Source organism: Candidatus Woesearchaeota archaeon (assembly GCA_018302225.1).
Taxonomy (GTDB): domain Archaea; phylum Nanobdellota; class Nanobdellia; order SCGC-AAA011-G17; family JAGVZY01; genus JAGVZY01.
This window is the reverse complement of the sequence record JAGVZY010000014.1, coordinates 1-17,639: the sequence shown is the minus strand read 5'-3', so window position 1 is coordinate 17,639 and position 17,639 is coordinate 1. Positions and strand designations below refer to the sequence as shown.

The 17,639-nt window shown below is 29.0% G+C and carries 27 protein-coding genes; 9 read left to right on the top strand and 18 right to left on the bottom strand.

Annotated elements, in window-relative coordinates; translation table 11 throughout:
• Nucleotides 1–14: 14 nt before the first annotated feature.
• The 5 genes from J4403_03995 to J4403_03975 all read right to left on the bottom strand — a co-directional run bounded on the left by J4403_03995 (nucleotide 15) and on the right by J4403_03975 (nucleotide 3,062).
• Nucleotides 15–590, bottom strand: a complete 576-nt coding sequence (locus J4403_03995; GenBank protein MBS3167340.1) for a hypothetical protein — start codon at nucleotides 588–590, stop codon at nucleotides 15–17.
• A gap of 2 nt (nucleotides 591–592) precedes the next feature.
• Nucleotides 593–1,042, bottom strand: a complete 450-nt coding sequence (locus J4403_03990; GenBank protein MBS3167339.1) for a hypothetical protein — start codon at nucleotides 1,040–1,042, stop codon at nucleotides 593–595.
• 1 nt (nucleotide 1,043) lies between these two features.
• A complete protein-coding gene (locus tag J4403_03985) occupies nucleotides 1,044–1,526 on the bottom strand; it encodes a hypothetical protein (GenBank protein ID MBS3167338.1) in 483 nt (160 codons plus the stop codon).
• A gap of 19 nt (nucleotides 1,527–1,545) precedes the next feature.
• Nucleotides 1,546–2,097 (bottom strand): hypothetical protein, encoded by a 552-nt coding sequence (locus tag J4403_03980; protein ID MBS3167337.1) that lies wholly within the window; start codon nucleotides 2,095–2,097, stop codon nucleotides 1,546–1,548.
• Between the two features lie 71 nt (nucleotides 2,098–2,168).
• Complete coding sequence (locus J4403_03975) at nucleotides 2,169–3,062, bottom strand: hypothetical protein (protein MBS3167336.1); 894 nt, start codon at nucleotides 3,060–3,062, stop codon at nucleotides 2,169–2,171.
• 155 nt (nucleotides 3,063–3,217) lie between these two features.
• Between J4403_03975 and J4403_03970 the strand changes: the two genes are divergently transcribed.
• Nucleotides 3,218–5,830 carry an ATP-dependent helicase gene (locus tag J4403_03970; GenBank protein ID MBS3167335.1) on the top strand — a complete coding sequence of 871 codons (2,613 nt, stop codon included), beginning with the start codon at nucleotides 3,218–3,220 and terminating at the stop codon, nucleotides 5,828–5,830.
• Nucleotides 5,814–6,527 carry a metallophosphoesterase gene (locus tag J4403_03965; protein ID MBS3167334.1) on the top strand — a complete coding sequence of 238 codons (714 nt, stop codon included), beginning with the start codon at nucleotides 5,814–5,816 and terminating at the stop codon, nucleotides 6,525–6,527. The genes J4403_03970 and J4403_03965 overlap by 17 nt, the downstream gene beginning before the upstream one ends.
• Before the next feature lie 2 nt (nucleotides 6,528–6,529).
• Here the strand turns inward: J4403_03965 and J4403_03960 are convergent, their stop codons facing one another.
• From J4403_03960 to J4403_03950, 3 genes are read right to left on the bottom strand one after another with little or no spacing between them, the layout of a single operon-like run.
• Nucleotides 6,530–6,895 (bottom strand): hypothetical protein, encoded by a 366-nt coding sequence (locus J4403_03960; GenBank protein MBS3167333.1) that lies wholly within the window; start codon nucleotides 6,893–6,895, stop codon nucleotides 6,530–6,532.
• Nucleotides 6,896–6,907: 12 nt separating this feature from the next.
• Nucleotides 6,908–8,077 carry a nucleotidyltransferase domain-containing protein gene (locus J4403_03955; GenBank protein MBS3167332.1) on the bottom strand — a complete coding sequence of 390 codons (1,170 nt, stop codon included), beginning with the start codon at nucleotides 8,075–8,077 and terminating at the stop codon, nucleotides 6,908–6,910.
• Between the two features lie 35 nt (nucleotides 8,078–8,112).
• The gene (locus tag J4403_03950; GenBank protein MBS3167331.1) at nucleotides 8,113–8,913 is read right to left on the bottom strand and encodes a hypothetical protein; all 801 of its coding nucleotides are present in this window, start codon (nucleotides 8,911–8,913) and stop codon (nucleotides 8,113–8,115) included.
• Between the two features lie 72 nt (nucleotides 8,914–8,985).
• Between J4403_03950 and J4403_03945 the strand changes: the two genes are divergently transcribed.
• Entirely contained in the window at nucleotides 8,986–9,783 is a 798-nt protein-coding gene (locus tag J4403_03945) for a TIM barrel protein (GenBank protein MBS3167330.1), read from the top strand.
• On the opposite strand, the gene J4403_03940 is transcribed toward J4403_03945, so the two are convergent.
• Nucleotides 9,776–10,063: a hypothetical protein gene (locus J4403_03940; protein MBS3167329.1), complete on the bottom strand. Its 288-nt coding sequence runs from the start codon at nucleotides 10,061–10,063 to the stop codon at nucleotides 9,776–9,778. The genes J4403_03945 and J4403_03940 overlap by 8 nt on opposite strands.
• Before the next feature lie 568 nt (nucleotides 10,064–10,631).
• Between J4403_03940 and J4403_03935 the strand changes: the two genes are divergently transcribed.
• The 4 genes from J4403_03935 (at nucleotide 10,632) to J4403_03920 (ending at nucleotide 12,119) form a co-directional block, all read left to right on the top strand.
• Complete coding sequence (locus J4403_03935) at nucleotides 10,632–10,940, top strand: winged helix-turn-helix transcriptional regulator (GenBank protein MBS3167328.1); 309 nt, start codon at nucleotides 10,632–10,634, stop codon at nucleotides 10,938–10,940.
• A gap of 6 nt (nucleotides 10,941–10,946) precedes the next feature.
• Nucleotides 10,947–11,486 carry an SHOCT domain-containing protein gene (locus J4403_03930; GenBank protein MBS3167327.1) on the top strand — a complete coding sequence of 180 codons (540 nt, stop codon included), beginning with the start codon at nucleotides 10,947–10,949 and terminating at the stop codon, nucleotides 11,484–11,486.
• An 80-nt stretch (nucleotides 11,487–11,566) separates the two neighbouring features.
• On the top strand, nucleotides 11,567–11,791 hold the full coding sequence (locus tag J4403_03925; GenBank protein ID MBS3167326.1) for an SHOCT domain-containing protein: 225 nt from the start codon (nucleotides 11,567–11,569) through the stop codon (nucleotides 11,789–11,791).
• A gap of 4 nt (nucleotides 11,792–11,795) precedes the next feature.
• Nucleotides 11,796–12,119, top strand: coding sequence for a DsrE family protein (locus tag J4403_03920; GenBank protein MBS3167325.1), 324 nt, complete (start codon nucleotides 11,796–11,798; stop codon nucleotides 12,117–12,119).
• Between the two features lie 343 nt (nucleotides 12,120–12,462).
• Here the strand turns inward: J4403_03920 and J4403_03915 are convergent, their stop codons facing one another.
• The 5 genes from J4403_03915 to J4403_03895 form a co-directional block, all read right to left on the bottom strand.
• Complete coding sequence (locus tag J4403_03915) at nucleotides 12,463–12,750, bottom strand: hypothetical protein (protein MBS3167324.1); 288 nt, start codon at nucleotides 12,748–12,750, stop codon at nucleotides 12,463–12,465.
• Between the two features lie 79 nt (nucleotides 12,751–12,829).
• Complete coding sequence (locus J4403_03910) at nucleotides 12,830–13,066, bottom strand: glutaredoxin family protein (GenBank protein ID MBS3167323.1); 237 nt, start codon at nucleotides 13,064–13,066, stop codon at nucleotides 12,830–12,832.
• Nucleotide 13,067: 1 nt separating this feature from the next.
• Entirely contained in the window at nucleotides 13,068–13,409 is a 342-nt protein-coding gene (locus J4403_03905; protein MBS3167322.1) for a hypothetical protein, read from the bottom strand.
• A 188-nt stretch (nucleotides 13,410–13,597) separates the two neighbouring features.
• A complete protein-coding gene (locus J4403_03900) occupies nucleotides 13,598–13,936 on the bottom strand; it encodes a hypothetical protein (protein ID MBS3167321.1) in 339 nt (112 codons plus the stop codon).
• A gap of 15 nt (nucleotides 13,937–13,951) precedes the next feature.
• A complete protein-coding gene (locus J4403_03895) occupies nucleotides 13,952–14,266 on the bottom strand; it encodes a hypothetical protein (GenBank protein MBS3167320.1) in 315 nt (104 codons plus the stop codon).
• A 102-nt stretch (nucleotides 14,267–14,368) separates the two neighbouring features.
• On the opposite strand from J4403_03895, the gene J4403_03890 reads away from it, so the two are divergent.
• Nucleotides 14,369–15,058 carry a hypothetical protein gene (locus tag J4403_03890; protein ID MBS3167319.1) on the top strand — a complete coding sequence of 230 codons (690 nt, stop codon included), beginning with the start codon at nucleotides 14,369–14,371 and terminating at the stop codon, nucleotides 15,056–15,058.
• Here J4403_03890 and tsaD read toward each other — a convergent pair.
• From tsaD to J4403_03870, 4 genes are all read right to left on the bottom strand, one after another.
• Complete coding sequence (tsaD, locus tag J4403_03885) at nucleotides 15,045–16,010, bottom strand: tRNA (adenosine(37)-N6)-threonylcarbamoyltransferase complex transferase subunit TsaD (GenBank protein MBS3167318.1); 966 nt, start codon at nucleotides 16,008–16,010, stop codon at nucleotides 15,045–15,047. The genes J4403_03890 and tsaD overlap by 14 nt on opposite strands.
• A 101-nt stretch (nucleotides 16,011–16,111) precedes the next feature.
• Complete coding sequence (locus J4403_03880; protein MBS3167317.1) at nucleotides 16,112–16,255, bottom strand: hypothetical protein; 144 nt, start codon at nucleotides 16,253–16,255, stop codon at nucleotides 16,112–16,114.
• On the bottom strand, nucleotides 16,252–16,425 hold the full coding sequence (locus tag J4403_03875) for a hypothetical protein (GenBank protein MBS3167316.1): 174 nt from the start codon (nucleotides 16,423–16,425) through the stop codon (nucleotides 16,252–16,254). Before J4403_03875 ends, J4403_03880 begins: the two co-directional genes overlap by 4 nt.
• Before the next feature lie 21 nt (nucleotides 16,426–16,446).
• Nucleotides 16,447–16,611 (bottom strand): AbrB/MazE/SpoVT family DNA-binding domain-containing protein, encoded by a 165-nt coding sequence (locus tag J4403_03870; GenBank protein MBS3167315.1) that lies wholly within the window; start codon nucleotides 16,609–16,611, stop codon nucleotides 16,447–16,449.
• 228 nt (nucleotides 16,612–16,839) lie between these two features.
• Between J4403_03870 and J4403_03865 the strand changes: the two genes are divergently transcribed.
• Complete coding sequence (locus J4403_03865; GenBank protein MBS3167314.1) at nucleotides 16,840–17,559, top strand: IS6 family transposase; 720 nt, start codon at nucleotides 16,840–16,842, stop codon at nucleotides 17,557–17,559.
• Nucleotides 17,560–17,639: the final 80 nt, after the last annotated feature.

Below are 17,639 nucleotides of genomic sequence, written 5' to 3'. Positions count from 1 at the left end.
TAAGATTGAAATAGTTATTGGGGTGAGGAGATTTTGATTATTATTCCTGACTTTGAATCTATCTCATCGAAGTATGCTCTATATCCTTCATTAGAAACTAAAATATTTGTCTTTGCAATTTTAGGAATACTATCTTCAGTTATAATAATTGCTCTATCTGAGTAATCTAATTTTATTTTTAATTTGTATGAATCTTCTGAAATTTTGTCTGCATGCAATAATAAAGCTCCTTCTTTTACCCATAATCCAGGTTCAATTCCCAAATTATTTTTAGAATCAAATGTCCAGATTAAAGAATTATTTTCTGAATTTCCAGCTATAGTAGAATTATAACCTAAAATTTTTAACTCACCTTCTTTAATATTAACTGAAGCAGGCATTTGTGAGCCTGCAGATTCACTTGCAACTTGTCTTATCATATCATTGATATTATTCATTATATCTTTTGTTTGAGTAAAAGTATTTTTTGCACGCATTTTTGCAAGAATTGGATTTCCTGCTGCAAGAATAACTGTTAAAACTACAACACTAAGAGCCATGTAAATAGCAACTGATATCCACATATCACCTTTTTTGTTGTATTTTTTCATTTTTAAAATGTTAAACTCATTGCTCTTTCTGGGCAGTCAATTAATTTGTTATCTGCTTTTATTCTTGGAACTATTGTGACTTCATTGTTTGTACTAAATGAAATCGGGGTATTTGTCGCGTCTAAAAGAGTATATGCTCCGAATGCAGGAATTAAATGAGTTGTATAATCTTCTGCTGCAGCACCATTTTTTCTGTAATGAAAACCAATTATATCTATTTCACCATCATTAGTTATAATTAAATTAGTGTCTGCTTTTTTTAAGTCCATTGCAACTTTATCACATTCAACAGAAGTAATAAGACCTTCTTGTGTTGAATCTATTGCTTTTTCAGTTGTTGAACGCATAAAAGTAAATATTGTTCCACCAATTGCAATTGTAAATGCAATTAATAATATGGTTGCAATTAAAGGTGAAACACCTTTTTTATTTGAACTTTTTTTATTTATCATTTTAGACTGTTTTTGAAACGGTTGAGCAAACATTGGTTCCTACTTCTGTACCTTCTTTTGCTTCATTAGCTTCTATAATTATTTGAGGAAAAACTTTTACTTTACTAGATGGACTTAATCCAGGTATATCAAATGAACTAGAACCATAATTGGATAATTCTGCCCAATCAGATTTTAAAGAACTTGCCATATAAGTTTTTATATCGGCAGTATCTGGATTTATTTGAACAAAAATGTCTTTAATTGTTCTTGGAGAGCCATTTTTAACTGTAATTGTATTTCCACTTCTTGTAACTTCGAATCCAATTACGGTTTTTAAACAAATACTATCTGCATTAAGTTTTTCTGATTGTTTTTGTCCAAGTTCTCCTGTTGAACTTCTTATCCAGACAAAAAGAACTCCTGCAATTGCAACTGCGAATCCTATTAGTAGAACTGTTGCAATTAAAGGTGAAACACCTTTTTTATTTTTTAAATTTGTCATTTTTATCACCATTTGAATATTATACTAGCCCACATGGTGGGAAGGTACTTGCTGGACAAGTTCCACCTGAAGCTTCAAAACTTACTTTTTTATTACTGCAAGCTTTTGGATTTCCATCTTCATCATTAATGAAAGGAATTATTTCTAATCTTTGAATTGTATCTCCAAGAGTTATAGTACATACACTGGGTTTACCTTCACCATTTGAAGGGTAAAGTTTTGTTTCTGAGCTTATTGAAAATTTATCTTTTAAGCTTGGGTCAGTAGATATACTTCCATCATCATAATATTGTCTTGTTGCAACTTTAACTATACTTAATGTTCCTGTGTTAGAAATTGTAAATCTATGTTGAGTAGTAGGAGGAGGAGTAGTAGTAGTAGTACATCCTTCAATTATCTGCAAACCAACATCTTCTCTGCATTCAGATTCTTCAACCATACCTTTTGTTTTATCAATTAATTTATCTGTAGAACTTGTAGTAAAATTCATAACTATGCCTGCAATAGCTAAACTAAAAGCAATTAATAGAACGGCAGCAATTAATGGAGATACACCTCTTTTAAATCTCATTTTAAATTAAGAAAACTTTGGGATTTAAAAACTTAACTAGTTTTAAGCTGTTCATTCATTTTTTCAAAGATTTATTGTTCTATATTTGTTTCTTGATTTGATTCAGGTAATTCATCTAAGCTTGTGCTAGGATTTTCTTCTGTTAAACTTTCTTTATCAGAACCAAATAATCCTTTAAAGAATCCGCCAATTGCATCAATTACATTTCCAACTGTATCTCCAACTTTAGATAAAATTATCCCTGGACCAGTTCCAGGTTCATCTCCAAATTCTGTAGAAGCATCTTTACATTCAACATCAACTATGCATTCATAACCTTCACCTGAATCTCCCATTATAGGTTCACCATAACAGCGTTCACAAGTATTACATGCTGATTTTTTAGCTTCTAATTTTTCTTCATTTAGACAAGGCCCAGCATAGAGATGAACACATTCTTCAGCACATCTTTTGCAAACTTCATTTCCTTGCTCGCCACCTTGTGCAGCTTGACACATTATTGAAGAATCTACTTTTGCAATACAATCCCTAATACATTGTTCTTCTTCACTCTTTGCTTCAGGTTGTTTAATCATATTACATTGTTTTTCACATTTGTCTTTGTATTTATTCTGGCAAGCAAAATCATACTTATCACAATCTTGAGTAATACAACTTTGCATACATTTTTGGTCTTCATCTTGAGGTTCTGGCTCTAAATTACACTTACCCATACATTCAGCCTGATTACCTGTGCAATTCACACCAATAGAAACACAATTCATACAACTAGCCATGCAAGTTATAGAATCTTGACTTGGACCAAGAGTTGTTGGCGCTTTTTTAGAAGAATCATAATTACTATCAAAAGCTTTTCCAGTTATTTTATTCCATGTTTCTTGCAAGGAAAAAGCAGAAACAGAAAGACATAGTAAGAGTGTTATTAATAGCACCAGACTTATTTTATACTCTTTTTTATAACGCATGATTATTAAATAAATAAGGTTATTTAAATAATTGTCGCCAAAATTAGAGTTTAAGATAGTTTTAAATAGTTTTTTCAGAGTTTATAAGTGAAGTTCTACTGACATAATGACATCTATGCATAGACTATTTAAAGCTAGTTTTATAGAATAATAAAATGATAAACATAAAAGAAAAACCAGATACTGAAGAGCAGGTAAGAAAGATATTAAATCCTGTTGTAGATAAATGGTTCTTTAGTAAGTTTAAGGAATTTTCTTTACCTCAATTGTATGGAGTTAGAGAAATTCATTCAAGAGGTAATATTCTCATTTCTGCTCCAACAGGGGCAACTAAAACTTTGACAGCTTTTTTATCTATTTTAAATGAATTGGTTGATTGTTCACAAAAAGGAATATTAGAAGATAAAATTTATTGTATTTATATTTCTCCATTAAAAGCTTTGTCAAATGATATTTTTAGAAATTTAGTTGAACCATTAAAAGAAATTGAAAATATTCAAGGCAATGATTTAGGAATAAGGGTTGCAGTAAGAACTGGAGATACTACGCAAGCAGAAAAATCTGAAATGTTAAAACATCCGCCACATATTTTAATTACTACACCTGAGTCTTTAGGCATTCTATTAAGTTCTATAAAATTTAAAGAGTATTTTAGAAATACTGATTGGTGTATAGTTGATGAAATTCATGCTTTAGCAGAAAATAAAAGAGGAACTCATTTAAGCATAAGTTTAGAAAGATTAAATTTAGCAAGTCCTGGAATAACAAGAGTTGGATTAAGTGCAACTATTTCTCCAATAGAAGAAATTGCAAAATTCTTAGTTGGAAATAATAGAGATTGTAAAATTGTTGATGTGCAGTTTATTAAAGAACTTGATTTGAAAGTTTTGAGTCCTTCAAAAGATATGATTAATAAAAGTTATGAAGAAACAACTAGAAAAACTTATGAGTTAATTGATAAATTAGTTCAAGAACATAAAACAACTTTAATCTTTACAAATACTAGGGCAGGAACTGAGAGAGTTGTTCATCATTTAAAAGATAAATATCCTAGTAAGTATACTGAAATTGAAGAAGGACCACCCCAAATTGTAACCAGTTTAATTGGGGCACATCATGGCTCATTATCTAAAGATCATAGATTTAGAATTGAAAATGCGTTAAAAGAAGGCAAATTGAAATGTGTAGTTTGTTCAACTTCTTTAGAATTAGGAATTGATATTGGTTATATTGATTTGGTTATTTTACTTGGTAGTCCCAAATCTGTTGCAAGAGCACTCCAACGATGCGGTAGGAGTGGTCATCAATTACATGCAAAAACAAAAGCAAGAATAATTGTAATGGATAGAGATGATTTAGTTGAATGCTCTGTTTTATTAAAAAATGCAGTCGAAAAAAAGATAGATAAAATACATATTCCTGAAAATTGTTTAGATGTTTTAGCACAGCAAGTATTTGGAATGTGTACTGAACAAGAATGGGAAGTTGAAGAAGTTTTTAAAATTGTTAAACAAGCTTATCCTTATAGAAATTTAACTAAAAAAGATTTTAAGGATATTTTAGATTATTTATCTGGAGAATTTGCTACTTTAGAAGATAGGCATGTTTATGCTAAAATTTGGAATAAAGAAGGTATAATTGGTAGAAGAGGTAAGATGGCTAGAGTTATCTATATGACAAATATAGGTACTATTCCTGATCAATCTGGAATTATAGTAAAAGTTGGAGAACATAGAATTGGAATGATTGATGAAGGTTTTCTTGAAAGATTAAAGAGAGGAGATATATTTGTTTTAGGCGGAGATACTTATAGATTTAAATTTGGTAGAGGAATGACTGCGCAAGTTGAAGCCGTTTCTGGAAAAAAACCAACAGTACCCTCTTGGTTTTCTGAAATGTTGCCTTTAAGTTTTGATTTAGCTTTAGAAATACAAAGATTTAGAAAATTAATAAAACAAAGATTGAAAAAATGCGATGAAAAAGAAGAAATAATTAAATTTATTTTAGATTATCTTTATGTTGATGAAAATGCTGCAGAAGCAATTTATCGTTATTTAAAAGAACAATATGATTTTTCAGAAATTGCAGATATAGATGATATTTTAATTGAGACTTATGATGATGGAAAAAAGAAATATCATGTTTTCCATACATTATATGGAAGAAGGGTTAATGATGCTTTATCTAGAATTTTAGGTTTAATAGTGGGTCGAGGAGAGCATAAAGATGTTGAAGTTGGAATTAATGATAATGGTTTTTATTTATCTGGAAAAAATATTAATGTTGTAAAAGCTTTAAATTATTTGAAAGAAAATGTAAAAGAAACAAGAAAGTTAGCTGAGATGGCAATTGATAATTCTGAAATTCTAAGAAGAAGATTCAGACATTGTGCAGGAAGAGCTTTGATGATATTAAGAAATTATAAAGGGAGACGAAAGGCAGCAGGAAGACAACAAGTAAGTTCTATGATTTTACTAAATGCTGTAAGAAGAATTTCTGATGATTTTTCAATTTTAAGAGAAGCTAAAAGAGAAGTTTTAGAAGATTTGATGGATGTTAAAAATTGTGAATTTATAATTTCACAATTAAAAGAAGGCAAAATAAAGGTCAAAGAAGGATTTACATTAATACCTTCACCATTTGCATTTAATATTATATTACAAGGTTATTCAGACCTCTTAAAAATGGAGGATAGAGTTGAATTCATTCGAAGAATGCATGATATGGTGCTGACTAAGATTGCCTTGAAAAATGGAAAAAGTAGTTGAAATAATCCAAGGAATTAGAATAGTAAAAGAATGTTTGTATTTAGAAAAAGAAAAAATTTTGATTATTTCTGATTTGCATATTGGTCAAGAAGAAGCATTAAACAAGCAAGGATTGTTAGTTCCAAGATTTCAATTGGAAGATATAATTAAAGAAATTAATGAAATAAAAAGTAAAGTTGAGTTTGAAAAGGTAATTATCAATGGAGATTTAAAACATGAATTTGGTTTAATTTCTAAACAAGAATGGAATGATACTTTGAAGTTTTTAGATTTATTTGAAAATAAAAAAATAATTCTTATAAAAGGAAATCATGATATTATTTTGAAACCTTTAGCAAACAAAAAAAATCTAGCGGTTGTTGATAATTTTAAAATTGGAGATATTTTGATTATTCATGGAGATAAAATAATTAATGAAAAAGAAATTAAGGATATTAAGATTATAATTATTGGGCATGAGCATCCTGCAATAAGTTTTCCAGAAAGAAGAACTGAGAAATATAAATGTTTTTTAAAGGGAAAATATAAAGGAAAAACTTTGGTGGTTATGCCCTCTTTTAATTTTTTAAATGAGGGTTCTGATATTACTAAGGAGAGCTTATTAAGCCCTTTAATTGAAAATATAGACACTTTTGAAGTTTATGTTATTACTGATGAAATTTTAAATTTTGGAAAATTAAAAGATTTAAAAGAATAAATTTATTTCTTTTTATACCAATTTATTAAGAATAAGATTCCTACTAAAAATGCAATTCCTGAGATTTGTAAAATCCAAACTAAAAAATGCCATTGAAATTCATTTCTTCCAAGAGTAAAAAAAATATAAGTAATTCCTGCCAAAATGTAAGTTATTCCGCCGACAATTTCATATTTCCAAGAAATAATTAAAGCTATTGTTAAAATAAATACAGGAATATTATGCATAAATAATCTTAATAATATTTGTTCCAGAGGTAATTCTGGTGAGATAACATCTAAAGAAAATAATGCTAAGAAAAGAATGAAAGCAATTGATAATATTCTTGGGGTCCAGTATATAAATTTACTAATTTTTTTAGGTTTCATTTAAAATTCTTATTATTTTATTTGTTTTAAATTTAATACTTTGTCTTTTAAATAATTATCCCTTAAAATAGTATTTAAAATGTCTTTAAGGCTTGTTTGCTTTCTTTTTAAGTAAGTACATAAACGTTTATTTTTTTCAAAAGTAGATTTGTGTTTCTTTTTAAAAGCAAAAGCATGCTCGGTAAGTTTTAAAGGTGGACCAAAGATTAAAACTTTTTTTGGAATTTCTTTGTTTTTTATAGAGATATAAAATAAAGCTTCTTTTTCTGAAAATCTCCATTCGGATTTTAAAACTTTAAATTCTCTAAGTTTTCTTAAAATAAATTCAAAAGCTTTTAGTGCTTTTGCACCCGCAACATCTTCTTTTCTTTCTAAGGGTATGGCTTTAATTATTAAATTATATTTGGAATCGTCTACTTTTTTTTCTATAAAAAATTCGTCTGAAGGTTTTTTTAGGTAAGATTCTGCAATTTTTTTAAATTCCAAAAATTTTTCTTGGGATAAAGCAGCTGCAGCATTTCGGTCGTATTGCACTGGATCTATAATAATTAGGGGTGAAAGTTTTGAATGATTTAAAGATTTAATTCCATGCTTTTCAAGGTCTATTCTATCCCCTATTTTCCATTTTAAAGCATTTTTAAGCAGATTTTCTAAGGATTTGTACTTTGAAATTAAAATCTCTAGACTATATCCAGAAAAACTTTTAATAAATGATTCAGCACCATAAACATTATTTGCCTTACAAAATAATTTTGCTTTTCTAACTTCATTTGAAAGTTTTTCTGTTGAAATGTGTTTGTTTACCCAAGTGACATGCAAAGGAGAAATATCAGTTATATTTTTAGCTTCTGAAGATTTATTTATTTTTATTATTGGAACGATTTCAAAGGAAAAGGGTTTTTGTATAATTCTATAATAATCTCTTGAGCCATGTAGGACTTCAATTTTTTTAAATTTCTTTTTTAAATGTTTGTGTAAAATCTCTGAAATTTTTTCTGTGTTTGAGGATTTTGGAAATCTAATAAATATATCTAAATCATAATTATCTTTTAACCAAGTATGTTTTGCAAAAGAACCCCCAATTAATAATTCGGTTTTTAAGGGTTTAATTTTGTTTAAAATAGGTTTAATTTGTTTTAGAATTTCTTTTTCATCTTTTAATGTTGGAAAGTTAAAGTTCATTAATTAAAGATTATAAAAATAGCTTATATAGTTTTCTATAATTTGTTAAATGCTTTTAGAGCATTACTTAGATACCCTTTTGCTTGATTAATATCTAAAAAATCTTGTCCATAGATTTCAGTGACTTTATTTCTTAATCCGCCTTCAGCATCTATACAGAAATCTGAAGATTTAATTAAATTTAGAATTTTGTTTGTTTCAGAATAAACATTTGTGCTGTTAAGACCACCTGCAAAACCAATAGTTAAATGTGAAAAATTGTTAGTTATTAGATTATAAAAATTTAAGGATTCTTCTAAATTAAACTCTTTACCTATTCCGCTAGAGGGATCAATCAAAAAATAATCAAGATTATTAACATACTTGTTAAGCTTTTCAACAATTTCATTTTGATGCTCAGTCATTACTTTCTTTGAAGCCTGAAAAACTATTTTCATTTCTGGAAAACTATCTTTAATGAGACTTATTTGTTCAGCTGGAGGCCAGATTACATTAAATTGTATAGCTCTGCAACCCAATGGGTAGATCTTATCAAACAATTCCTTAACTTGCTCAAAAATAGTTGTTTTATCATGAGTGTTATAGTGAATCATACTAAATGCTTCTTTACTTGCTTTCTCGACTAAATAGGGTATATCTCTTACTGATGGATATCTATAATTTTCTGTTGAAGAACCTCTTAAGGTTTTATCTGAGACTAAAAATCCTAACATAGGCAAATGATTACTTTCCAAGGAAAGATTGAGATTTTTATTTATTTCAAATATTGCTCTTATTTCAGACATAGAAGTTAATCCAGTTATGCCAATATAAGGTTGGGGTTTGACTTTTTGCATATTTTGTAATAAATCCTTAAGTTTATAAAAATAATGAAAAAGGTTTAAATAAATGTAACTCTTTTTAGGATTATGCAAATATTACTTGGTCCCGCAGGCTCTCCTTTAAGTTCTACTTTAGAAGGTATTTCTGAGTTAAAAAGATTGGGATTACAATGTATAGAAGTCCAATTTACACATGGAATTAATATGTCTAAGGAACTTGCTAAAAAAATAGGTGAAGAAGCAAAAAGAAAAAATATAACTTTGAGTATACATGCACCCTATTTTATCAATTTAAATTCTTTAGAAAGTGAAAAAATAACAGCCTCTAAACAAAGAATTTTGAAAAGTTGTGAATTGGGAGAAATAATGGGTGCAAATTATCTTGTATTTCACGCAGGATATTATTCTAAAAAAACTCCTGATGAAACTTATAAAATAATAAAAGAAAAGGTTTTAGAAATACAAAAAGAAATAAATTCTAAGAAATGGAAAATTAAACTAGCAATTGAAACAACTGGAAAAACTACAGTTTTTGGTTCTTTAGAAGAAACAATAAGATTAGTTAAAGAATGTAAAACATCTATTTGTGTTGATTTTGCACATATTTACGCAAGGCAACAAGGCAGAATTAACTATTCTGAAATTTTTGATAAATTAAAAATTTTAAATTTGAAAGATTTACATATACATTTTTCTGGAATTAAATTTGGTAAAACTGGAGAACTAAATCATGAAGTTATGGGCAAACCAGATTTTGATGAACTTGCAAAAGAAATACTTAAAAGAAAAATAGATGTGCAAATAATATCTGAATCTCCTATTACTTTTGAGGATTCTTTAAAACAAAAGAAGATATTTGAAAAGTTAAATTATAAATTTATTTAAGCGTTTTTGGAAATAAATTTGAAAGTAAAAAAGTCTTTGAGAGTACTATATCTATCAAGAAAGGTAAATTTTCTAAATTATTTGAAGCTTGTGCCTTTTTTTGAATATAATCTAAATCAATTAATATTTTTTCTACATTTTCGTCTATTCGAGTATTAGATTTAGTACAAAAAATAACTGAACCAGAATAGGTGGTTAAGAATGCGAAATCTCCATAAAATAAAGTTGCATAAGTCCCACAATTTTTAGTGGGGGCAGGATAACTTCTTTGTTGTTCCATTTTAAGTTTAGGTATTGTTAGAGTTATTAAATTTTGTTAATCCGAGAGTAGGATTATAACCCAAGATAGCTCCAAATTATCTTCGGAGCTAGCCTGGGAAAAGAGAGGTGTTTTATTACTATTTAGTAATACTAGGTTATATATAAATCTTTCGCTACTAAGTAGGGGTAATAGCGCTTTTTTCTGAAAATCAGTTATTCAGTCATCGATAAGTATAAAACTTGAAAACCTCGAATTTTAGAGTTTTAGGCTCTATACTGCCAGAACTGTCAAGAGGCCAAAAAGACTGACTTTGAACCGAGGTTTGCCTGCTATGGAGGGGAGAAACCGAAAAAACAAGGAGTAATAACCCTGAAAAATATGGAGATGGTCTAAAAGTACCGCCAAAGTGAAGTTGATAAATGAGTAAAGAAAGACTATGCAGAACAGCGCTCTGTAGATAATTAGGCAAATCAGAAAGGGTAAGCTTACTATTAATGAACATAACATGATGATTAGTTATCTGGGACTATGCAGGATATTTTTGCACCAAAAGATTTATAATCATATTAGAATATACTAATATGTTATGAAGAAAAAACTCTTTGAACTGCATGCGGAAATGTGTAAAGTGTTTTCCAATCCGACTAGGCTTGAAATTCTAAACCTATTGAACGATAAGGAGTTATCAGTTAGTGAAATGATTCAGAAAACAAATCTGAGCCAGGCAAACATCTCCCAGCACTTATCGATTATGAAAGCAAAAGGAATTGTTGTATCAAGAAGAGATGGCAAAAATATCTATTACAAACTCGCAAACCTAAAAATCATTAAAGCATTTGATATTATACGGGAAGTTTTGTCTGAACGATTGTCAAAAAAACCCTTCTGGGGGTAAATGAATATGAAAAAAATATTAATAAATGTGCTGTTTTTTGTGATCTTAATGAGTTCTGTATTTGCCCAGAAAGATCATGATTTTACCCAAGCAAAGCATATTATTGATTCTGGAGTCGGCTGTAGCGAGCTTACTGATGAACAGCTTGAAGAAATTGGAGATTACTATATGGAGCAGATGCATCCTGGCGAGGCCCACGAGATTATGGATAACATGATGGGTGGCAAAGGCTCTGAATCTCTGGAACAAGTGCATATCAACATGGCAAGGAGACTCTATTGCAATGAGGGTGTTTACGTTGGTTATGAAATGATGCAATCTGGAAGGATGATGGGCAACTATCTCTCATCATATGATTATGGGTATGGGAATTATGTGCGGATGCTAATCTTCATAGCTCTCATCGGTGTCATATGGTGGCTTAGCTACAAATTTGGAATAAAAAAGTCAACAGAAACATCTCTTGGCATTTTAAAGAAAAGATTTGCCAAAGGAGAAATTACCAAAAAACAGTTTGATGATATAAAAAAGGAAATGGGGGAATGAGAATCATGGAAGAAAATAAGAATGTGTGGATTTGGATCTTTGTTGTTGTAGCTTTGCTTTTTCTTTTCGGAAGCTTTAGTATGGGCGGATACGGAATGATGGGCTTTGGAATGGGATTTGGCTTTCTGTTTATGATCTTATTCTGGGGAGTTATCATATGGCTTGTCTACACCTTGATTAAGGCAGCCCAGTCAAATACACAGAGTGAAGGAGAAGATGCAATGGGAATACTCAAGAAAAGATACGCCAAAGGAGAAATCTCCAAAAAGCAGTACGAAGAAATGGGAAAAGAGCTAATTAGGTAATATGATTAAAATAGGTATTGTTATCGGGACAAATGAGCCAGAGGCAGTTTGGAACGCATTCAGATTTGCAGTAACCGCACTGAAAGCAAATCATGAAGTCAAAGCATTTCTTATGAATAAAGGCGTTGATATTGAAGAGATAGCAGATGAAAAATATAATGTGAAAGAGCAGACTGATGCATTCCTGCAGAACAACGGACAGATTCTTGCCTGCGGAACTTGTCTCAAGTCAAGGTATAAAAAAGGAAGCAACGTCTGCTCTATATCAACAATGCAAGATCTGTTAAAGTTAGTTGAGGAATCAGATAAAGTCCTGACCTTCGGCTGATGGCTGTCAGAAAATTATTTAATAATAAAAATAAATTCTTTTTCTGTTGCTTATGCTTTGCCTGGATTTGTCCACTTGACATGGTGGATGCAAAGTATTTATCCAAGTCCACCCATTAACCAGATAAGACGGGCCATTTCTGACGATAAACAGAAAAAGGCCAGAAAGTCAAAAACAAGCATGCTCATCCGCTAATAACGATTTTGGCGAAAGCGTTACAATTTAGTAACGGAAATATAAACTTTCTATTTATTGTTATTTTATAGCAGTTAAATACAGAGGGAGCTAAATAAGGTGTTAAAAAACTAAATTTACAAGAAAAGAGAGAAAAAAACAAAAAGAATTATCTTCTTGACTTCTTTTTAGATTTTGCTTTTAAAACGGGTTTAACTGCTTTTTTAACTGGAATTACTTCAATTTTTTGGCAGCATTTTGAGAATACAAATATGTATAAAATCTCAAGCAAACCTAAAGTATTGAATAATAGCAAGATAATAAACCAAACCATATGGTTACTTCTTGCAGATTTCCATAAAGCAAGACCTTTCCAAATAGCACTCCAAATGAAGATAATTAACATAATTCCTATAAGCGTGGGCCCTATACTTATCCCAAAATTATTATAAAACATCATTAAATACCACCTCTTTTTAAAAATAAGATTAAAGAATATTTAAACTAATCTATTTACTCTGGAGTTGGTCAAAAACTTATTTAATCTTTAGAAGTTGTTTTATTTTTGCTTGATCAAAACCAATTATAATTTCAGAACCGATTTCAATTACTGGAACACCCATTTGCCCTGATTTTTTAATCATTTCTTGAGCATATTCTCTGTTTGTTTGAACATTCTTTTCTGTAAATTTTATATTCTTCTCTTTAAAAAAGTTCTTTGCTACAGTACACCAAGGACAGGCGTTAGTTGAATAAACTGTTACATTTGTCATTTTAAGATTTTGCAAATCCAAATTTTAAAGGATTGATTGAAAGTTGAATCTTAAGGTTTTTATAATTTATGATTTCAAGGGGATTTTCTTCAGAAAGTTTTTTATTAAACTTTGAAGCTATCTGATTGATGTAACTTCTCAAATCATCTTCAGAATTAAAATTTAAATTGGTAGGTATTGTTTGCGAATCTCTAGTTATTGAAATTTTATCAAAACTATCGCAAATAATTGAAGAAATAGATTTATCGTCAATTAAAGGATCTAACAACCCAAATCCAAAAATTATCTTAAATAGATTATATTTTATTTTTAGAGTATATTCTTCAGATATTGGAAGACCCATATCTTTACAAACTTTTATTATCTTAGTATCAAGGTAATCTAATTTTTTAGTTAGTTCAGAATCTTTGTCTAAATCATCTAAAACTAGTAGTCTGGTTCTATTAATTATTTGTCTATCTGTTTCTGAAAGCTGAGATTCTACTAATTCGTATACTCTCCCTTCAGGTGTCTTTTTTATATTAACACTAGCTAAGATTTTTTATTATTGATATTTGTAGATATTAGAGAATATGAATAATTATCTAAATCTATTCCTGGTGGTGGGGGGGGTGGGGGTAATCTAAAGGGTTGTTCTTTTGGTAGAGCCATTTCTAAATTTGTAACTTTGGCTTTTTTTAATATTTCAATTTTTTCTTTATCTTTTTTCTCTGTTTTACCAGCTAAAAACATGCCTTTTGTAAGTCTTCTAAGAAGTCGAATATACTTTGTTTGTTGTAAAGTAGGTTTTCTAGAAAGAAGTCTGATAATATTTTGTAATTCTTCTATGTCTTTTATTTCTTTTTCATTTGGATACAAAAAATTTACCATTCCACACCTCTAAGCCTAGAAGCGGGATGATTCTTGCATTCCGCTTGTTGTTTTGATATATTTTTCTAAAAGTATTAATCCCTTTGCAATGGTCTTATTCTGCTCAAGCAAAGATTCAAGTTTATCAAATAAAGGCCTCAATTTTTCATCTTCACTTTCTGCAACCATTTGCTCTCCAGCTTCTTTAAAGAAGCCAACAAGCTCTGAAACTTGCTTATTATTCTCTTTGATTGAGGATACTAACTCAACAACTTTTGATTGCAATAAAACATTACTTTCAAGTAATTTGTGTAGAAGCTCTTTTTCTGAGATTTGATTTTTTTCAGCCATGATTTTACAAAAGCGAGGGTTATTTAAAAAGTTTGCTATTTTTATTCAATTCTAAGATACAAAACAATAAACCTTAAATAAAGAAGGTTATACAATAAAGCTATGGGAATTATAATTATTTTACTATTATTGTTAATTCTACCTTTTGTATTAGGTAGTTTACTTTTATACTACTTGTTGAATTCTAAAAAATTTAATCCTAAGGGTGAAAAAATTAAATTTTACAAATGTTTAAGTTTTTCTGTAGCTTATTTATTGATAGTAGGAATATTATCTTTTTTAGTTGGTTTAATATTTCCAAGTTGGATTGCGGGAATTGTTTCATTTTTAATATATTTTTGTATAGCTTATTATCTTATTAAATATTATTTTTATATCTTTGACAAAAAGATTTTACTTAAGTTTGTTTTATTCTGGCTTTTATTTATTTTTTTAATTAGTTTAATCATGCAAATTGGGTTTGTTAAACTAAACCCGAATAAGATTGTTGCACCTACTGAAGCTAAAAGTGTAGTTAATGTTTATCTTATCTTTAAAGAGAATTATACTCTTGAGGATATTCAAGTAAATCAGGAGATTATACAATTATTTAATAAAACCAATGTAATCAATTACACACTAAATGAACAAACTTTATTTTCTAGAAATACTTTGAATATTAATATTTTCTTAAATGAAGATAATGAAAGTTTGAAAGAAGAGTTTAGTAAATTTAATGGTTTTAATTGGGTTGAAAATAATTCAGTATATTTAAATTATCTTTCTGAGAAATATTTGATTAAATCCAATTAACTATAACATCATCTGTTCTTTCATAAGGTCTTATGTCTTGCTTTTCTTTAGAGTTTCTTTCTAGGTAGCCTTGCCAAGCAATCATAGCTCCGTTGTCGACAAGAACTTGATTTTCTGGAATAAAACATTTGGCATTTCTTTCTTTACACATAATATTAGCCATTTCTTGCAGTCTTTTGTTGCAAGCAACTCCCCCACCCAATAAAAGTTCTTTTTTATTGCAATGTGCCATTGCACGTTCTGAAATTTCTAAAAGCATTGCAAAAACGGTTTCTTGTGCTGAATAACATAAATCATTTTGATTTAAACCTTGATCATATTTTGTTTTTAGATTTGTTAATAAACCTGCAACTGAGATATCCATACCTTTTACAGAATAAGGCAATTTAATATAATTTTTTGAACTTAGAGATAATTCATAGATTTTTGGTCCACCAGGAAATCCTAGTCCCATATATCTTGCAAAAGAATCTAAAAAATTTCCAACTCCTTGATCTAAAGTTTCTCCAAAGATTCTATAACGTTTTCCTTCATAAGCAATAATTTGAGTGTTAGCTCCAGAAGTATATAATAAAACAGGATCTTTTGCTTTTGTTTGAATTTTCCCAATTTCTAGGTGAGCAACACAATGATTAACTGGAATTAAAGGTTTTTTAAGCGATTCTGAAAGTTGTTTTGCTTGATTAAATCCAACATGTAAAGAAGGTGCCATTCCTGGACCTCTTGAATAAGAAATTAAATCTATATCTTCAGGTTTTATTTTTGCTGCAATGATTGCTTCATCTATTACAATTTTCGCTATTTTTTTGTGATGTTCTGCAACTTCTGTAGGTATCATCCCACCTTTTTCTGTTGTAAAGACTCTTTTAACATTAGCTAAAATATTTCCTTTAGATGAAACTATTCCTACTCCAAATGTATGTGCTGTGCTTTCTATTCCTAGGCAAATCATAAATTCATTTAAAAAGAGTTTATTTATATTTATATCGATTGAGTGAGCTGTTAAGTTAGAGGGATATAAGCTCTTTAAAAAATAAAAGATTAACCTTTTATTTATTTAAATACTAAAAATGTTAATACAAATATAACTAACCAAACTATGAAAGAGATTATTGCCCAATTTTTATTCTTAATAAAACTCGCAAATGATAGGGAAAGTGTTGCAAGTATTATGGGTATAAAGTTTATTGGATTCATTTCACATTAGCTCCTATTACCATTAAAAAGTTTCCAAAGGCGAATATACCTTGAAATATTGGGTTTTGAGGATTTATTATCAAGAAAGGTAAAGATAGACCAATTACTACCCCAGAGATTAATCTAATCGTAATTCCAGTTGTTAAGTGAATTTGTCCTTTTTTCATCATTTTTTAAGATAAGTTCTACACCTATTTATTTTTTTCTATTATAAGTTTATCGTTTTTTACTTCTGCGTTTAATTCTTGACCTTTTTTCCAATTAAGTTTTTCTAATACTCTGGAAGGTATTACAATCCAAAACTTCTCATATTTTGTGCCTTGATATTCTCTACTTATTTGAGCTTGTAATTGCATAAATTAGTTAGGTATCTAATACTATATAAATGTTTCGTTTTAGATACCGAAAGGTTTATATATTTAGGTATCTAAATAGTAATATGAAAAAAAATAAAATGTAGGTTTTGTGGCTCTGAGAATACAGCTAAAAGAGGCTTTAGAAAGACACAAAATAGAGGTTTAATACAAAGATATATTTGTAGAAAATGCAATAAATCCTTTGCTGTTAATGATGGTTTTTTGAGAATGAGAAATAATCCAAATAAGATAACTTCTGCAATAGACTTATACCTCTCTAATCTTTCAAGCAGAAAAACAAGAAACTTCTTTAGAAGACACTTAGAGCATAACGCTTCACACGTAACTATTCTTAATTGGTGTTTAAAGTATATAAAAAGAGTTGATAAATATACACGCAAACTAAAACCCAATATTTCTGGAAAAATATATTTAGATGAAACTGAAATAAATTGTAAAGGCAAATATCATTTTCTTTGGGTTGGTGTGGATTGGGATACAAGATTTATCCCTTCATCGCAATATACTACTTTTAGAAGCTGTGAAAAAGCAAGAGAAATTTTTGATGATATAAAAAGCAAAGGTAATACTAAATTTGTTCAAACTGACTCTGCTATGTTTTATCCTTACGCCTTTAGAAAGTCTTTTGCTTATCATAAAAGAAAGAACAACGAAGTAGAGCATAGAGTAATTAATACAAGAAGAACTGGAAAATACAACGTGAGAATAGAAACTGTCTTCTCTAAACTTAAAGACAGGATTGATGACTTTAGAAGTTTAAAGTCTAAAGAGTGTGCTGAAATCTTAATTAAAGGTTTAATCTTGCAACATAACTTTATAGAGCAACATTCAACAACAGGAAAGATACCTTGTGAGTTAGCAGGAATAAATTTAGAGTTAGGTAAAGATAGGTGGATGGATTTGATTAAGTTAAGCAGTATGAATTAAACCTTTGATTAGAAGAATAATTATTATACAGAGTAAATAAATTACACTAATTAAAATTATTTCCCATAGTTTCATTTTAT

Bases quoted from the DNA above. Each gene is read 5' to 3' on its own strand.
- J4403_03995 (MBS3167340.1), bottom strand. From the start codon at position 590: ATGAAAAAATACAACAAAAAAGGTGATATGTGGATATCAGTTGCTATT.
- J4403_03990 (MBS3167339.1), bottom strand. From the start codon at position 1,042: ATGATAAATAAAAAAAGTTCAAATAAAAAAGGTGTTTCACCTTTAATT.
- J4403_03985 (MBS3167338.1), bottom strand. From the start codon at position 1,526: ATGACAAATTTAAAAAATAAAAAAGGTGTTTCACCTTTAATTGCAACA.
- J4403_03980 (MBS3167337.1), bottom strand. From the start codon at position 2,097: ATGAGATTTAAAAGAGGTGTATCTCCATTAATTGCTGCCGTTCTATTA.
- J4403_03975 (MBS3167336.1), bottom strand. From the start codon at position 3,062: ATGCGTTATAAAAAAGAGTATAAAATAAGTCTGGTGCTATTAATAACA.
- J4403_03970 (MBS3167335.1), top strand. From the start codon at position 3,218: ATGATAAACATAAAAGAAAAACCAGATACTGAAGAGCAGGTAAGAAAG.
- J4403_03965 (MBS3167334.1), top strand. From the start codon at position 5,814: ATGGAAAAAGTAGTTGAAATAATCCAAGGAATTAGAATAGTAAAAGAA.
- J4403_03960 (MBS3167333.1), bottom strand. From the start codon at position 6,895: ATGAAACCTAAAAAAATTAGTAAATTTATATACTGGACCCCAAGAATA.
- J4403_03955 (MBS3167332.1), bottom strand. From the start codon at position 8,077: ATGAACTTTAACTTTCCAACATTAAAAGATGAAAAAGAAATTCTAAAA.
- J4403_03950 (MBS3167331.1), bottom strand. From the start codon at position 8,913: ATGCAAAAAGTCAAACCCCAACCTTATATTGGCATAACTGGATTAACT.
- J4403_03945 (MBS3167330.1), top strand. From the start codon at position 8,986: ATGCAAATATTACTTGGTCCCGCAGGCTCTCCTTTAAGTTCTACTTTA.
- J4403_03940 (MBS3167329.1), bottom strand. From the start codon at position 10,063: ATGGAACAACAAAGAAGTTATCCTGCCCCCACTAAAAATTGTGGGACT.
- J4403_03935 (MBS3167328.1), top strand. From the start codon at position 10,632: ATGAAGAAAAAACTCTTTGAACTGCATGCGGAAATGTGTAAAGTGTTT.
- J4403_03930 (MBS3167327.1), top strand. From the start codon at position 10,947: ATGAAAAAAATATTAATAAATGTGCTGTTTTTTGTGATCTTAATGAGT.
- J4403_03925 (MBS3167326.1), top strand. From the start codon at position 11,567: ATGGGCGGATACGGAATGATGGGCTTTGGAATGGGATTTGGCTTTCTG.
- J4403_03915 (MBS3167324.1), bottom strand. From the start codon at position 12,750: ATGTTTTATAATAATTTTGGGATAAGTATAGGGCCCACGCTTATAGGA.
- J4403_03910 (MBS3167323.1), bottom strand. From the start codon at position 13,066: ATGACAAATGTAACAGTTTATTCAACTAACGCCTGTCCTTGGTGTACT.
- J4403_03905 (MBS3167322.1), bottom strand. From the start codon at position 13,409: ATGGGTCTTCCAATATCTGAAGAATATACTCTAAAAATAAAATATAAT.
- J4403_03900 (MBS3167321.1), bottom strand. From the start codon at position 13,936: ATGGTAAATTTTTTGTATCCAAATGAAAAAGAAATAAAAGACATAGAA.
- J4403_03895 (MBS3167320.1), bottom strand. From the start codon at position 14,266: ATGGCTGAAAAAAATCAAATCTCAGAAAAAGAGCTTCTACACAAATTA.
- J4403_03890 (MBS3167319.1), top strand. From the start codon at position 14,369: ATGGGAATTATAATTATTTTACTATTATTGTTAATTCTACCTTTTGTA.
- tsaD (MBS3167318.1), bottom strand. From the start codon at position 16,010: ATGATTTGCCTAGGAATAGAAAGCACAGCACATACATTTGGAGTAGGA.
- J4403_03880 (MBS3167317.1), bottom strand. From the start codon at position 16,255: ATGAATCCAATAAACTTTATACCCATAATACTTGCAACACTTTCCCTA.
- J4403_03875 (MBS3167316.1), bottom strand. From the start codon at position 16,425: ATGATGAAAAAAGGACAAATTCACTTAACAACTGGAATTACGATTAGA.
- J4403_03870 (MBS3167315.1), bottom strand. From the start codon at position 16,611: ATGCAATTACAAGCTCAAATAAGTAGAGAATATCAAGGCACAAAATAT.
- J4403_03865 (MBS3167314.1), top strand. From the start codon at position 16,840: ATGAGAAATAATCCAAATAAGATAACTTCTGCAATAGACTTATACCTC.